The sequence below is a fragment of the Bacillus sp. 0909A genome (assembly GCF_036765115.1).
GTDB lineage: Bacteria > Bacillota > Bacilli > Bacillales > Bacillaceae > Bacillus > Bacillus mojavensis.
This window is the reverse complement of sequence record NZ_JBAIZU010000003.1, coordinates 826,919-841,451: the sequence shown is the minus strand read 5'-3', so window position 1 is coordinate 841,451 and position 14,533 is coordinate 826,919. Positions and strand designations below refer to the sequence as shown.

16 protein-coding genes are annotated in these 14,533 nt (G+C 36.0%); 13 read left to right on the top strand and 3 right to left on the bottom strand.

The window, feature by feature from the left end; all coding sequences use genetic code 11:
* Positions 1–5 precede the first annotated feature (5 nt).
* The 4 genes from V6D42_RS14405 (at position 6) to fdhA (ending at position 3,091) form a co-directional block, all read left to right on the top strand.
* Positions 6–1,169 carry a hypothetical protein gene (locus V6D42_RS14405; RefSeq protein ID WP_333513666.1) on the top strand — a complete coding sequence of 388 codons (1,164 nt, stop codon included), beginning with the start codon at positions 6–8 and terminating at the stop codon, positions 1,167–1,169.
* Positions 1,170–1,187: 18 nt separating this feature from the next.
* Positions 1,188–1,436, top strand: a complete 249-nt coding sequence (locus V6D42_RS14400) for a DUF2651 family protein (RefSeq protein ID WP_333513665.1) — start codon at positions 1,188–1,190, stop codon at positions 1,434–1,436.
* Positions 1,437–1,631: 195 nt separating this feature from the next.
* Complete coding sequence (locus V6D42_RS14395) at positions 1,632–1,802, top strand: hypothetical protein (RefSeq protein ID WP_333513664.1); 171 nt, start codon at positions 1,632–1,634, stop codon at positions 1,800–1,802.
* 62 nt (positions 1,803–1,864) lie between these two features.
* Positions 1,865–3,091 (top strand): formaldehyde dehydrogenase, glutathione-independent, encoded by a 1,227-nt coding sequence (gene fdhA / locus V6D42_RS14390; protein WP_333513663.1) that lies wholly within the window; start codon positions 1,865–1,867, stop codon positions 3,089–3,091.
* Positions 3,092–3,123: 32 nt separating this feature from the next.
* On the opposite strand, the gene V6D42_RS14385 is transcribed toward fdhA, so the two are convergent.
* Positions 3,124–3,537 carry a hypothetical protein gene (locus V6D42_RS14385; protein ID WP_333513662.1) on the bottom strand — a complete coding sequence of 138 codons (414 nt, stop codon included), beginning with the start codon at positions 3,535–3,537 and terminating at the stop codon, positions 3,124–3,126.
* A gap of 183 nt (positions 3,538–3,720) precedes the next feature.
* Here V6D42_RS14385 and V6D42_RS14380 point away from each other — a divergent pair, with 183 nt between their 5' ends.
* The 4 genes from V6D42_RS14380 (at position 3,721) to V6D42_RS14365 (ending at position 7,792) form a co-directional block, all read left to right on the top strand.
* Positions 3,721–3,891 (top strand): CxxH/CxxC protein, encoded by a 171-nt coding sequence (locus V6D42_RS14380; RefSeq protein WP_333513661.1) that lies wholly within the window; start codon positions 3,721–3,723, stop codon positions 3,889–3,891.
* An 80-nt stretch (positions 3,892–3,971) separates the two neighbouring features.
* Entirely contained in the window at positions 3,972–4,451 is a 480-nt protein-coding gene (gene rlmH / locus V6D42_RS14375) for a 23S rRNA (pseudouridine(1915)-N(3))-methyltransferase RlmH (RefSeq protein WP_003226975.1), read from the top strand.
* Between the two features lie 78 nt (positions 4,452–4,529).
* Positions 4,530–5,342 carry a hypothetical protein gene (locus V6D42_RS14370; RefSeq protein ID WP_333513660.1) on the top strand — a complete coding sequence of 271 codons (813 nt, stop codon included), beginning with the start codon at positions 4,530–4,532 and terminating at the stop codon, positions 5,340–5,342.
* Complete coding sequence (locus tag V6D42_RS14365) at positions 5,339–7,792, top strand: DEAD/DEAH box helicase (RefSeq protein ID WP_333513659.1); 2,454 nt, start codon at positions 5,339–5,341, stop codon at positions 7,790–7,792. Before V6D42_RS14370 ends, V6D42_RS14365 begins: the two co-directional genes overlap by 4 nt.
* 483 nt (positions 7,793–8,275) lie before the next feature.
* Here the strand turns inward: V6D42_RS14365 and fbp are convergent, their stop codons facing one another.
* Positions 8,276–10,201, bottom strand: a complete 1,926-nt coding sequence (gene fbp / locus V6D42_RS14360; protein ID WP_333513658.1) for a fructose-1,6-bisphosphatase — start codon at positions 10,199–10,201, stop codon at positions 8,276–8,278.
* A gap of 603 nt (positions 10,202–10,804) precedes the next feature.
* Here fbp and V6D42_RS14355 point away from each other — a divergent pair.
* The 5 genes from V6D42_RS14355 (at position 10,805) to V6D42_RS14335 (ending at position 14,238) form a co-directional block, all read left to right on the top strand.
* A complete protein-coding gene (locus V6D42_RS14355; protein ID WP_151174654.1) occupies positions 10,805–10,954 on the top strand; it encodes an epipeptide YydF family RiPP in 150 nt (49 codons plus the stop codon).
* Between the two features lie 58 nt (positions 10,955–11,012).
* Positions 11,013–11,972 carry a YydG family radical SAM peptide epimerase gene (locus tag V6D42_RS14350; protein WP_333513657.1) on the top strand — a complete coding sequence of 320 codons (960 nt, stop codon included), beginning with the start codon at positions 11,013–11,015 and terminating at the stop codon, positions 11,970–11,972.
* Positions 11,953–12,714, top strand: a complete 762-nt coding sequence (locus V6D42_RS14345) for a peptidase (RefSeq protein ID WP_333513656.1) — start codon at positions 11,953–11,955, stop codon at positions 12,712–12,714. The genes V6D42_RS14350 and V6D42_RS14345 overlap by 20 nt, the downstream gene beginning before the upstream one ends.
* A 151-nt stretch (positions 12,715–12,865) precedes the next feature.
* On the top strand, positions 12,866–13,495 hold the full coding sequence (locus tag V6D42_RS14340; RefSeq protein ID WP_333513655.1) for an ATP-binding cassette domain-containing protein: 630 nt from the start codon (positions 12,866–12,868) through the stop codon (positions 13,493–13,495).
* 20 nt (positions 13,496–13,515) lie between these two features.
* Positions 13,516–14,238, top strand: a complete 723-nt coding sequence (locus V6D42_RS14335; protein WP_333513654.1) for a peptide ABC transporter permease — start codon at positions 13,516–13,518, stop codon at positions 14,236–14,238.
* 115 nt (positions 14,239–14,353) lie between these two features.
* On the opposite strand, the gene V6D42_RS14330 is transcribed toward V6D42_RS14335, so the two are convergent.
* On the bottom strand, positions 14,354–14,515 hold the full coding sequence (locus tag V6D42_RS14330; RefSeq protein ID WP_333513653.1) for a hypothetical protein: 162 nt from the start codon (positions 14,513–14,515) through the stop codon (positions 14,354–14,356).
* Between the last annotated feature and the right edge of the window lie 18 nt (positions 14,516–14,533).

Below are 14,533 nucleotides of genomic sequence, written 5' to 3'. Positions count from 1 at the left end.
CGGATATGAAAAAATGGATGATCACCATTGTTATGCTGATTCTCGCAGGAATCGCACTATTTGTCTTCGTTTCTCCTCTCAAAAGCCATAAAACCGTGAGTCAGCAGGATCTCCGAGACCCTGATTTTCTGAACGACAAAGAAGTCCTGCTGTATTTCTCAACCTCTGCAGATCAAGATGCATTCGGCGGCGGGAAAAGCTATGCCCTGTTTATCAGCCAAGACAGGTCGCTGTCTTCATTTCAGATGAAGGGCCTTGAGCTGGGTTCCGCCAAGGTTCATGACGACAGTGTGATGCTGGAGGACAAAAACACGATTTTCACGATCAAAAACGGCTTGCACTCCCATAAAAGAGCCTATCAGCATACAGGCGACAGCGCAGGATTTCTGCAAAACACGGACGGCTTTTACACCCTCTACAATTCCGGCTACGACAAAAAGGGAGACGGGTACCGCTCTGAGCTGTACCGCCAGATGAACGGGGAGTGGAAAAAAGACATCATCCCGTACTACATCCGAGCCTCCGGTTTTCACGGTGGCGCCATTTACGCACTTGTCCCGACAGGCGACGAGAAAGGCTATCAGCTCCTCCAGATTCAGGCTGATCAAAAGAAGCTTACCTATCACGCCATCACGGAATGGCAGTATGGGGAAGGAGCTTCAATCGAATCTCAGCTTGCTGCGGACGATCAAGCTGTATATGTGATGGTTCGTGGGCAAAAAGCCAGCAATCTCTATCAAATGGTGAAAATCAATAAGAAAAACGGCAAGGTGGAGCTTTATGATATCGCCGAATACAAAAACGACGAGCAAACAATATACAGCTCTATGCCGTTCAGCTTCAAAAAAAGCTTTTTCTCTCATGATGGATATCTGTACTTCATTGAAGGCTTCGGAAAGGTATACAAGATCGATGCAAAGACAGGAAAAAGCCGGATTGCCTTCACCCTTTCCCCAGAAAAAATGAAGGCCGATTTTAAAGAAATCACACAAAGAGGCAGCAGCCTCTATTTCTTCACATATACCTACAACCAGCCTGCATACATTGAACAATACAGCCTGAAAACCGGAAAGAAAGTGAAGGAAAAAGAAATCGGGAAGGTAAAGGAGATTGTGACGCCGAAGAGTCATTTGAAGCTGTATGATTTTGAGATGATGAAGGATTTTTAAGGTGAAGGGGGTTCCGACTTGGGAGCCGTTATACTGCTCGTCGTTTTTGTTTTTCCGATGATGTCAGGCGTAATTGGTGCAGCGGGTTATTTCATATGTAAGAAAGTTTGGATGGGTCCGCTCATCGTGCTTATTGCGAGTTTGATATTGTTGTTTACGTTAGCCTCTGGTAACAGTTCATTCATGTTTTGGGTTGTGCTTTATACTGCAATTGCGTTAGCAGCCAGTGTTGTCACATTATTTCTCAGGAAATTATTATTCAACTGACCGCTGTTTATGAAGAGACTTGTGAAGTCTCTTTTTTCTGTTGCGCAATTTGATACATACCAATGATAGAACGTTGTCCAGCCTCCATCTAAAAATGGTTCAAAACGATAAAGCTTAAATGGCCTTTTCAAGCAAACAGGTGTTAATTACTGTAAAATGAATATATAAAATGGATGCAGATAAAGGAGGAATCATATGCGCACCAAATGGGTCATTCTTCTTGCAGTTATCATCAGTCTGATTTCGGCGGCTACGATGTTCCTATTAAACGGAGGAAAAGCAGATTGGTTCGACATCATCGGAACCATTATGGGCTGCTTTATTGGCATATTTGTTGTTGTAAGAATGCAGAAAAAGCAGGCGTGAAAAAGGGAAAGGGTCATGCCGAACCGAAGTCATGTTCAAGGACCAAGAGTCCAAAGACATGAATGGGAGGAATGGCGTTGAGAGGAAACAAAGCGGTTGTGTACAAAGGCAAAGGAAACGTGGCGGTGGAGGATATCGGCTATCCGGAGTTAATCTTGAAGGACGGGCCCGGCGTTCCGAAGGCGAATGTGAATCGGAAATGTGAGCACGGGGTTATTTTGAAGGTGATTACCACAAACATTTGCGGTAGCGACCAGCACATGGTCAGAGGCCGCACGACGGCGCCAGATGGCTTGGTGCTGGGGCATGAAATTACGGGAGAAGTCATTGAAACAGGTCGGGACGTTGAATTTATCAAAAAAGGCGACATCGTATCCGTTCCCTTCAACATCGCCTGCGGGCGCTGTGTGATGTGCAGAACGCAGAAAACGCACGTGTGCCTGAATGTCAATCCGGACCGGCCGGGATCGGCTTACGGTTACGTTGATATGGGCGGCTGGGTCGGCGGGCAGTCGGAATACGTCATGGTGCCGTACGCTGATTTTCAGCTGTTGGTCTTCCCGGATAAAGAACAGGCGTTAGAAAAGATTCTCGATTTGACGATGCTGTCCGACATTTTTCCGACAGGATTTCACGGTGCATATACAGCGGGTGTGCAAACAGGGTCGACCGTCTATATCGCAGGAGCGGGACCTGTCGGCTTAGCCGCCGCACACTCCGCCCAGCTCCTTGGCGCTTCCACAGTGATTGTAGGCGATTTGAATGAAGACAGACTGGCACAGGCGAGAAGCTTTGGCTGTGAAACGGTCAACGTGCAAAAACACGACCGCCTTGGCGAGCAAATTGAACAAATACTAGGTGAACCAACCGTTGATGCCGCAGTGGACTGTGTCGGCTTTGAAGCATCTGGACACGGAAGCCAAGGAGAAGCGCCGGCCGCCGTACTGAACTCGATCATGGACGTCACCCAGGTTGGCGGAAGTCTCGGTATTCCAGGCTTATACGTGACCGAAGATCCCGGTGCAAACGATGCGGACGCCAAAACAGGGTCATTAAAAATCCGCTTCGGACTCGGCTGGGCCAAAGCCCACACCTTCGTCACCGGACAAACACCCGCTATGACATACAACCGCAACTTGATGAAAGCGATCCTAAGCGGCAGAGCGCAAATCGCAAAAGCCGTCAACGCCACCGTCATTTCTCTGGACGACGCGCCAAAAGGCTACAGCGACTTTGACAAAGGAGCGGCGAAGAAATTTGTGATTGATCCGCATGGAACATTGAAATAAAAAAAAGCCGGCCGTTCAATCGAACGCCGGCTTTATTGCTGATAATCGGTTTCTTCAAAGCGATCTCCTGATTCGTCTTGGACGATTAAATCCCCTTCGATTTTGTCCAGTCCAATCAGAATATAGGGGTTTTTCTCATTTTCCTCGGGAGCCGGCTTTCGTTTCACAGTTACAATCGTTTCTTTAGGCGAGTATTTGACGTCTGACACCTCAAGCTTCTTATCCTTATCGCTGCTTCCGAGAGACACAATAACCATCTTTCTGCCTTCTAAAATGGTGAAGACTTGATACCCTTTTACGTCATCATGTGTTTGAAGGTAATTTGCGTATAATTCTAGCTCGGAACTGCCTTCACCGATCCGATCCTTCTCTAACACCCAATAAGACGACTGACACCCAGTAAGCAACAACATGATCACAAAAAGCCGAACCCATCTGAAGCGCACATGCAGACCTCCCCAAACATCGGTTACATCCAAACTAACATACGAGCGAAATAGAGTCATCAACAGCTTGTTTGTCGATTTGTGGATAAAACTCAGCCCGAAGCACTACTAACATGTGAATAAATAGGTTATATTGGGAAGAGAATATTTGCAAAATGCAAGAAACCATCGGAGGATTTGAACATGAAACAAACGTATTATTCCTGTGAAGAACACATCGAAACCGTGCTGGATATGTACATAGACGACCACGAGCTGCCGCCCGAAATCAGAAAAATCGAACATACTAACAGTTTATCCACAGCCTGTGAATTATGTGGAGATCCCGCAATATATATAGTGGGGAACGAATGATCTTACACAAAATACAGAAAAGATATCCACAATTGTGGACAACATATATGAATAACTTGTTTTTAAAGTGGGGATGACCTGTGAATATCAATATTGTGACAATCGGAAAACTAAAAGAAAAATACCTCAAGCAAGGCATTGAAGAATACACCAAACGACTTTCGGCCTACGCAAAAATCGACATCATTGAACTCCCGGACGAAAAAGCGCCGGAAAACCTAAGCGACCAGGACATGAAAATCATAAAAGACAAAGAAGGCGACCGCATCCTATCAAAAATCAGCCCCGACGCCCACGTCATCGCCCTCGCCATCGAAGGAAAAATGAAAACATCCGAAGAACTAGCCGATACAATAGATAAGCTGGCTACTTATGGAAAAAGCAAAGTCACCTTCGTCATCGGCGGATCACTTGGATTGAGTGACGCGGTGATGAAGCGAGCGGATGAAAAGCTGTCGTTCTCGAAAATGACGTTTCCTCATCAGTTGATGCGGCTTATCTTAGTAGAGCAGATTTATCGGGCTTTTCGGATTAATCGTGGGGAGCCTTATCATAAGTAAATAAAATTCTCAATTATAATAAAATTTTATATTGAATCTTTGAACTTGATTCACATATTAATTAAAGGAGGATAATCATTGGCTTCGAAGATAATAAAAGGGGTAAGGTTTATTTTTAAAAAGACCTATGCTGTTTGTTATATTGAAACATTTTCTGATGACTTAAAAAATATTATAAAACAACATTTATCTTCAATATGTCATGGCCCTTCAAAAGCATCTCAACCTAGAAAAGCATATAATTATAAAAATACCGTTAGGTCTTTTTTAGAAAGATATGAAAAAAAAGCAGAAAAAACAAAAATTGGGATGGTCGGTGAGCTATTAACTCATATTTTTATACTACAATTTTTAACTGAGTTCAAGACAGTGTCCCCTTTTTTCAATATGGAAGAGAGGAGTATAACAAAAGGATTTGATATATTATTATATTCTAAAAATCAAAATGAATTATGGATAACAGAGGTAAAGTCTGGAGAACTACAAAAAGATAAAAATTCAAACCAAACAAATAATATATTATTAGGAAAAGCAAAAATTGATCTAAAAACAAGATTAAACGAGAATAAAGATACCTTGTGGGAAAATGCTATAAATGGAGCGACAATTGCTCTGGATAATATCAAAGATACAAAAGAAGCAGTTATTTCAATACTAGGTGATATAGAAGATGAAATCTATGAACAAAAAGCGATAAGTACAGATAAAAATGTAATATTAGTTACTTCACTTTTTTCCAATTTAAAAGACCAATTACAAGAAAGTACTATTGAAAGATTCTATACTTCAACATTAAATGAAAAAATATTTAGAAAGGTATTAGTTCTATCTATTCAAAAAAATACTTATAAAAAAGTAGTAGAATTCTTAAAAGATGAGGCGGAAATATGAAAAGTCTTTCATTAAGGAGATTAAGAAATACAAAATTCAGCGAATTGTTCAAAAAATTAGCACTTGAAAAGAATTTGTCAGATTTAGAATATAAAAAGTTACTGTCGTTAGCGATAATATTTATTAACGAAAAGGATGAGAACATATTTAAACTTGGTTACAGAATAATAGTATTCTATTCTAACCAAACCAAAGACTACAGACCATTATATGATATTTCTATGAACAAAGGTCTTTACCCAGTAGTTAAATCTATAGAAAAAATTGAAAATTACAGTAAAAAAATCGAAGAATCTTTTTTTAAACTGTTTAATGCCTCCTTTGGAGAAAATTATAAAGAGGGAAATATTTATTTAAGTGAACAACAAACTGATTTATATTCATTTTTTCAAACAAAAGAAAAAGAATCAGTATCTGTAATAGCACCTACTTCTTATGGGAAGTCTGAATTAATAATCTCAACATTAAAACAAAATCAAAATAGAAACACTTGCATTGTAGTCCCTACAAAAGCGCTTATTGCACAAACAAAAAAAAGAATCATAGAGGCAAATATCAGTAATATTAAAAAAATAATTACTCACCCCGAGATGTTTTTAACAACAGATGAAAATATCACAGTGGTTTTAACACAAGAACGATTATTAAGGCTTCTAAGAAAAGAACGAGAGTTGAAATTTGATACTGTTTTTGTAGATGAAGCACATAATTTATTAGAAAATAACGAAAGAAGCCTTTTATTAGCTACTGCTATTTCAATACTAAAAAAACGAGATGAAAATGTAAAATTTAAGTTTTTAACTCCATTTCTAGTTGACAGTAACAATTTATTAGTTAGATATGCAGAGTATAAAACAGAAGCTTATAAAGTTAACGAATATATAAAGACTGAAAGATTATATATTTATGATCATAGAAAAGAAAAGAAATTAAAACTATATGATCAATTTTTAAATGAATTTTATTATGACGATGTTAGTACATTTACTGATGAGATTGATTTAATAATAAAAAAAAGCAAAAGAAAAAATATAATATATCTAAATAAACCAGCAGACATACAAAAGTTCTCACTTTCTTTTTCTAACAGACTATCATATGTTATAAATGATGAGATACAAAGAGCTGTACAGAATATAAGTAGCCTTTTAGATCCTGATTATTCGTTAATACATTGTTTAAAAAAGGGATTTATTTATCACCATGGATCGGTACCTGATAATTTGCGGTTATACATTGAAAATTTATATTCGGAGTTAGAGGAATTGAGATATATAGTAACAAGTTCCACTTTATTAGAAGGAGTTAATATTCCGGCAGTTACACTGTATTTATTGGATAATAAAAAGGGGAAACCTAATTTAAGTCCTTCACAATTTAAAAATTTAATTGGAAGAATATGCAGATTCAATGAACTATTTTCTCCCTCTGATGGTGATTTAAAAAATTTAGAACCAACTATTTATTTAGTTGGATCAAATTTCACATCTAGCAATGCAAATTTAGATAACTTTATTAAAAATTGCATGAGAGTTGATAAACCAGAAGCCGATAATGTAACTAATGTATTACTAGAACAAGTAGAAATCACAAGTGAAAATCACCAACAAAAAGAAGATGCTGACGAGTTTATTGAAAACTTTGAGCCTGGAGTAATAGAAGATTATAATAAATCATATGCTCAAACTGAAATTGGGAAGTTATGCTTTATTAATAACATTACAGAAATAGATATAATATCTAATGAAAAGCAAATGCAAAAAATTTTAGACTTAAATAGAAATGTAAAACTAAATTCTTCAAGTGAAGTTTTTGAGTATTTTCAAAGGATTTTTTTACCTTTTGTGAAAAATGCTGATAAGTACAATAATCTTCGAAGATTATCCTATGTTGAATCTCGAAATTTCTATAAGATGTTTTTAGATTGGAGAATTAGAAGTGCTTCATATAGAGAAATGATATCTAGCTTCTTGAGATATTGGAAAAGGATAGAAACTGAAAGGGAAGAAACAGATATATATGTTGGAAAATGGGGCGATAAAACTAAGAATGGTTTTAGAGAACTATGGACTGATATAAAAACTAAGTCACATAAAGAACGAGTTAACTTAGCGATAGTTCGTATAAAAGAAGAACAAGATTTTCTTGATAATATTTTTATTAAATATATAGAAGTATTAAATGATCTTGATCTACTTCAAACAGAATTTTATGAACGAATTAAGTATGGTACATCAGATAAGAATAAAATTACACTTATAAAAAATGGTTTAAGTCTTACGGTTAGTAATTTACTTATGAATAAATATAGGGCTTATTTAGATATAGACACAAACTTAAATAGTATAATAATAAATCCAAGTATTATTAAAGAAATGCAATCTAATAATGAAAATGATATTCTAATTTATGAGGTTGTGTATAATACGAAAATAAAGGAGACAAGATAGTAATTTTATTATGAAGTTCTTTATATGAAAATTACACTGTGTTTTACAATTAACTTCATTCGATATTTCAATTAGTAATTTTTTGATCACTTTTCAATTTTTATAATATGTTAAAGTGGTCTCCTTTTTCTTTATGAAAATCAAGGTTCTTCTTAATAAAATGTTCTCCCATTTGCTCATAAAACGATTATTTCCTCTAGCTTTCTTTTAACATTAAGCTCATTCCATCTGGTCAACGCAGATTTTTGGAAAACTTTTCGTGACACCTCTCTAAGTGTAGTCGTTGGATAGATGTCCTTCACGACAACGTGTTTTAGTTCCGTGGAATAGAATTTTATTTAGAATGTTCCACTCGATTGACAGTATGTTTAGTTCTCTTCTTTTGAACATCATTTCCCAACCATCAATAAGCTCCCCAAAGGCAAACATATTTTTTATTTCAACCTTTACGGGAGCCTATTATAATCTCTGAACCCCACATCCTCACTTCATATACCGATACTCCCGCAAACTCTCCAAAATCGCCACCTCCTGCAACAATTCCTCACCAACATTCGTTTCCTTCACTTTCTTCCGCTCAAGCTCTTTGTCCACTAATCGTTTCACCGTTAAGACATCAGTTCCGGTGCTTAGGACTTCTGCCTTGGAGTTGAAGTGTTTATGGGCGACGAGCTGCATGCCGTAGGAGTTGTATAGCAGCGTGTAGCCGGCGATGCCTGTTGTGGATTGGTAGGCTTTGGAGAAGCCGCCGTCGATGACGATCATTTTTCCGTTTGCTTTGATTGGGTCTTCTCCTTCGATTTCTTTTACTGGTGTATGGCCGTTGATGATATGGCCATGATCTGGATTGAGGCCGAATTCTGCCAGGATGTTTCGGCAGGTTGCCTCGTCTTCGCGTAAATAGTAATACGGGTTTTTCTTCTCTTTATGCGTTTCCTTTTCTTTGATGAAATACCGCTCAAATGTCGTCATGGCGCGTTTTCCGAAGAGGGAGGAGTACTCGCCTGTCCATAAATACCAAGCCATATCTGTCGCCAGGTCATCGGTTTCTTCCGGGTGGGCAAACGCTTCCCGTAAGAACCGCTCAAATACATCGAGCAGCTCACGGCCCGCATACGGTTTATCCTCAATCATCATCGTTTCCATATTGCCGTTTTCATCGACAGGAATACAGCCATGGATTAACAGGTTGCCGTTATATTTTAAATAAAGGCTGCCTTTTTTCATCATGAAATTCATATGACGGCCCAGCTTTTCGGAATGCTGGACAGAGAATAGCAGCTTGTCTATGACTTCTGCTTCTTCTTCTAATAGCTGATCTGGCTGCTCCGGATTGATTGTCGCAAAGCAGGTGTTTTCCAGCTGATATGTTTTTCCGTGCAACGTGATTTCATTTTTATCATAATCAATTTTCTCTAATAACAAGCGTTCTTCCATATTAAAGTTCGGCCGTCTCTTGATAATCGGGCTCTCAAGCTTGAATTGGATCATGGCAATGGCTTGATGGATTTTGGTGATTTGCTTAATCTCATCCTCTGGCCTGTTGTCATCTGCTTTCGGACGGAACGCTGGATTATCATCGTAATATTTTTCGGCCAGATTCATCAGCGGTCTTAAATTGATGCCGTACACGTCTTCAATAATGTCCAGGTTGTCATAGCGGGCACAGATGCGGATAATATTGGCCAGGCACACTTTGGAACCGGCATAGGCGCCGATCCAAAGGACATCGTGATTTCCCCACTGAATATCGACAGAATGGTAGTTGATCAGCTCCTCCATAATCCGATCCGGCTGCGGTCCGCGGTCGTAAATATCGCCGACCACATGCAGATGGTCGACCACCAATCGCTGAACGCTGTAAGCGAGGCCGGTGATCAGCTTATCAGCTTGGCCAAGTTCAATGATCTGATCAATGATTTCGGAGTAATATTGCTCCTTGTTGCCAGCTTGTTCTGTTTTGTATAACAGCTCCTCGGTAATATAAGCAAACTGGGCAGGCAGTGCTTTACGCAGTTTGGAGCGGGTATACTTCGAGGAGCAATAAGAAACAAGCCTAATCATTCGGTTAATCGTTTCTTTATACCACTCGTTTAACGCTTCTTTCGCATCAAAATCATGTTTGATTAACTTCAGTTTGTCTTCCGGATAATAGACCAATGCTGCTAAGTCATCAATTTCTTTATCGTAAATGACACCGCTGAAAATGTCGCGTATCTTCTCTTTGACTCGTCCCGAACCATTACGCAGCACGTGCTGGAATGCTTGATATTCCCCGTGCAAATCACTGACAAAATGCTCAGTGCCCTTTGGCAGGTTCAGTATTGCTTTTAAATTAATGATTTCCGTTACCACTTTTTCTTCACAATCATATTTTTGTGCGAGTAAATCTAAGTACTTGCTTTCCAAAACCGTCCATCCCCTTTTTAGAATAAACCTCTATTTATGAGCATGTGCATATCAGGTTAATTTAAAAGTATGTCATTATTTTTAAACATTGGACCCTTATACGATAGTAACGCATAACTCCTTTTAGAGACAATGAAAATGAGGGAAAGAGGGTGGCGAAATGAGTGAGGATAGAGAGAAAGGATTCTTCCTCGTGCCATAAAATTTACATCCAATACTTATAAATAAGGTGTTGACGAACTATTGTTTCTTTATTATTACAGTGCGAACAGTTGGCTTTGTTTCTCTCTACTTGAAGATTTGATCATTTACAAATTTCAACATAGTAATTCGAACTAATTCAAGCGGAATGGATTTTTATATATATTTACCTATTGTAGTCTAATGCTGTTTTGTTACGTACTCCGGTTCCTTCGAGGCTTTAAATTAAACTATGACTTTTAATCTATTCGGTATAGGTCCGTAGGGAATCTATGCAGAAGGACGAATGAGAGATATATCCTAATAACAAAAACAATATTCAGATTTTTTAGTATAATTTATTGACATACATTGGACTATATGGAATAATTGGGTTATATTAGTAGAAAAGGAGGGGATAATATGAAAAAGGAAAACACAAACAATGAGACTGTAAAAAACTTAGAATTCAAGGGTCTATTAGATGAATCACAAAAGTTAGCGAAAGTTAATGACCTTTGGTATTTTGTAAAATCAAAAGAAAGTCGCTGGATTCTTGGAAGTGGTCATTAATTAGAAGGGTATAAAGGAGAGTCTATCTCTCCTTTACAACTTTTTTGGGGGATTAGTCATGTATGATAAAACAGTTTCAATCAATTTAGATTCTAAGTGCAATGCATCTTGTGACCATTGTTGTTTTTCTAGTTCACCTACCTCTACAATTAAGATGGAAAAGGATTACATAAGAGAGTTAGTAAATGAATTTGCAAAAAACAAAACCATTCAAGTGATCTCATTTACTGGTGGGGAAATTTTTTTAGATTATGAGTTTTTGAAAGAACTAATGGAAATCATTAAACCATATGAAAAGCAAATAACGTTGATTTCTAATGGGTTTTGGGGCGTCAGCAAGAAAAAGGTTCAAGAATATTTTAATGATATGAATTCATTAAATGTAGTGGCATTAACTATAAGCTATGATGAGTATCATGCTCCATTCGTTAAATCATCAAGTATTAAAAGAATATTTGAACATAGCAGGAAATACTCAAATATCGATATTTCTCTTAATATGGCAGTTACTAAAGACAAAATGTCAAATCATATTTTGGAAGAGTTGGGTGATTCAATCTTAGGTGTAAAGATAACAAAATTTCCGATGATATCAGTTGGAGCTGCCAGAACTAGGATTAATCAAGAAAACATACATAAGTTTTACAATCTTGACGATGAAGACTCCTTGTATTGTCCGGGGTATGAAGTCGTATATCATCATGATGGAGAAATCTACCCGTGTTGTTCTCCTGCTATATTTGAAACAAAAATAACTTTAAGGGAAGAATATAATCAGAATTTCGAAAGAACAGTGGAAAAGCTAAGTTCCAATTTGTTGTTATTTATTATTAGAAAAGAAGGGTTCAAATGGTTTTTGGATATTTTAAAAGAAAATAATAAAATAGAAGAGTTTGATATCCCTTATGAATTTTCTTCTATATGTGGTGTTTGTGGATCATTATTCAACTCTGAAGAGAAGATAAATTATTTTTATCCTTACATGGAAAAGTATTATTATGAAAATTTTGAAGTATGAAGATGAAAAATATGAAGTGATTGTACAAAATAACGTATTTATAAAAGACAAAAAAAGTGGAGACTATTATAAAAACAGTTTAGATTCTATTACAAATGAACAATTATCATATTTTAAAGTTTATAAGGAGAAAGTGTCACCAAAGTTTTTTTACCTATTCGTATGTTTTACGGCTATTATGTTCATATTAAATTATATTCATTTAATAAAATTGCAAAATGAATTTTCTTCTTCTGTATTATATGGATGGAAAATGTGGATAATTATAGTTGTTTATTTTATAATGAACATAGTGCTTCACGAAATGGGACATATTTATTCTTTAAAATATTTTGGGAAAAAATTCGATAAAGTTGGATTTAAACTGAATTTTTATGTATTCCCTGCTTTTTATGTCCAATTGAATGCAACCTACATGATATCAAGAAATGAAAAGATAATTGTTCATTTATTTGGCTTGTTTATTAATTATTTTGTAATCAACACTTTAGAAACCATAAATCAATTTACAATTTCCAGTGAACCCTTAACGATGGCATTTATGCTTTTCTCGTCTACTTTATTGTGGAACTTAGTGCCAATTTTGAATTCTGATGGCTACAAAATTCTTTTAGCTTTTCTTAGCTTAGACGAATATAGTCGTTTTAAAACAAATCATTGGTTAGTTCTTACTATTCAAATAATAGGGATTAGCCTTGCGGTAAATTCCGTTGTTCATTGGATATTATATATTGTAAACTAGAGTAAAAGATCTCCAATTTAATCATCGAAAGAACATCTCTTACAGTCCGAATCGGTAAACGAAAGAGGTACCTCAATACGAAAACATTAGTAACCAAATTTCAAGGTAGAAGCGTTTCATTATTATGCAAATATTTCCTAGGAGTATGTATATGAATATAGCGAATTATACTTTAAAAGTGAAAGGCAAAACGTTACTTGAGGATACTGACTTACATTTTTCTAATGGGGAAATGAACCATATTGTTGGAAAAAATGGAGTCGGTAAATCACAGCTTGCTAAAGACTTTTTATTAAATAATAGCAAACGAATCGGTAGAGATATTCGTCAAAATGTTTCTTTAATCTCTAGCTCGTCGAATATACCTCATGATGTTTCTAAGGACTTTTTATTAAACTTTTTGAGTGAAAAGTTTGATTCAGAAATGATAAATAAGATTGCGAGTTTACTTAATCTTGATAATATAGATGGTAAAGTTCTTATCAAAAACTTAAGTGATGGACAAAAGCAAAAATTGAAATTGCTTAGCTTTTTGCTGGAGGACAAAAATATTATTGTTTTAGATGAAATAACGAATTCGTTAGACAAAAAAACGGTTATGGAAATTCATCGTTTTCTGAAAAAGTATATCCAGGAGAACCCAGAGAAGACGATCATTAATATTACACACGATTTGTCTGATTTAAAGGCGATAGAAGGACATTATTACATATTTAACAACCAAAAAATCGAAAAATATAATTCAGTAGATAAATTAATTGAAGTGTATATAAATGAGTAATAAAACAGTGGGGGCTTATGATGAAATTAGAGTTTAAAAAAAGTATGAGCAACAAAGTTTTCATTATTTTAGGATCTATGTTTGTATTTTTATTTTTACTGGGTTATTTTTTATTGGTTGGAATCGATAAAGTTAGCAATGTTACACCTGAGATGTTTTTCTTTAGCTCCTATACCGTTGCTACTCAGTTTGGTTTGATGTTATTTTCATTTGTTATCGCTTTTTTTATTAATCGAGAATATTCAAATAAAAATATTCTCTTTTATAAATTAATTGGAGAAAACATTTTTACTTTCTTTTATAAAAAGATAGCTGTTTTATTTTTGGAATGTTTTGCGTTTATCGCGCTTGGTCTGCTCATCATCTCGTTGATGTACCATGATTTTTCCCATTTTGCATTATTGCTTTTTTTATTTTCTGCCGTTATATTGCAGTATATTTTAATTATTGGAACTATAAGTATGTTATGTTCGAATATATTAACTAGTATAGGTGTTAGTATCGTTTATTGGATCACTTCAGTTATTTTAGTAGCAATAAGCAATGAAACGTTTGGTTTTATTGCTCCTTTTGAGGCAGGTAACACTATGTATCACCGAATAGAAAACGTGTTGCAATCTGATCATATGACACTTGGCAATCATGATATTTTATATATTATTTTATATTTAATTTCAATCATGATAATAAACGTAATTGTACTTCGTATTTCTAAAACTAGATGGGTCAAAATGGGCATTTAAAAGGAAGCTACTTCACGTTGAAGTAGCTTTTTTTGTACGATAAGATGACGTGCTGTGTGTATGAGTTTTGTTAAGGTGGGGTGTTTTTTAGATTTCATCAACATCTTTCTGCAATCTATTGCTGTTTTTCTTTCACCATCTTTATAAAGAGAAAGAAGATAATAAATACGATAAAGTAATTCATTGGATTCTTAAAGATACTCATATCGAGTGAGAGCTGTAATAAAATCCATAGGGCAAATATGGCTAGTATTGAAGGAATGATGATTTTGTACATTTCGATCACCTTCTATCG

Bases quoted from the DNA above. Each gene is read 5' to 3' on its own strand.
- V6D42_RS14380 (WP_333513661.1), top strand. From the start codon at position 3,721: ATGAAACAAACGTATTATTCCTGTGAAGAACACATCGAAACCGTGCTG.
- fdhA (WP_333513663.1), top strand. From the start codon at position 1,865: ATGGGAGGAATGGCGTTGAGAGGAAACAAAGCGGTTGTGTACAAAGGC.
- V6D42_RS14365 (WP_333513659.1), top strand. From the start codon at position 5,339: ATGAAAAGTCTTTCATTAAGGAGATTAAGAAATACAAAATTCAGCGAA.
- V6D42_RS14405 (WP_333513666.1), top strand. From the start codon at position 6: ATGAAAAAATGGATGATCACCATTGTTATGCTGATTCTCGCAGGAATC.
- V6D42_RS14330 (WP_333513653.1), bottom strand. From the start codon at position 14,515: ATGTACAAAATCATCATTCCTTCAATACTAGCCATATTTGCCCTATGG.
- V6D42_RS14340 (WP_333513655.1), top strand. From the start codon at position 12,866: ATGAATATAGCGAATTATACTTTAAAAGTGAAAGGCAAAACGTTACTT.
- V6D42_RS14335 (WP_333513654.1), top strand. From the start codon at position 13,516: ATGAAATTAGAGTTTAAAAAAAGTATGAGCAACAAAGTTTTCATTATT.
- V6D42_RS14345 (WP_333513656.1), top strand. From the start codon at position 11,953: ATGAAAATTTTGAAGTATGAAGATGAAAAATATGAAGTGATTGTACAA.
- V6D42_RS14395 (WP_333513664.1), top strand. From the start codon at position 1,632: ATGCGCACCAAATGGGTCATTCTTCTTGCAGTTATCATCAGTCTGATT.
- V6D42_RS14350 (WP_333513657.1), top strand. From the start codon at position 11,013: ATGTATGATAAAACAGTTTCAATCAATTTAGATTCTAAGTGCAATGCA.
- V6D42_RS14355 (WP_151174654.1), top strand. From the start codon at position 10,805: ATGAAAAAGGAAAACACAAACAATGAGACTGTAAAAAACTTAGAATTC.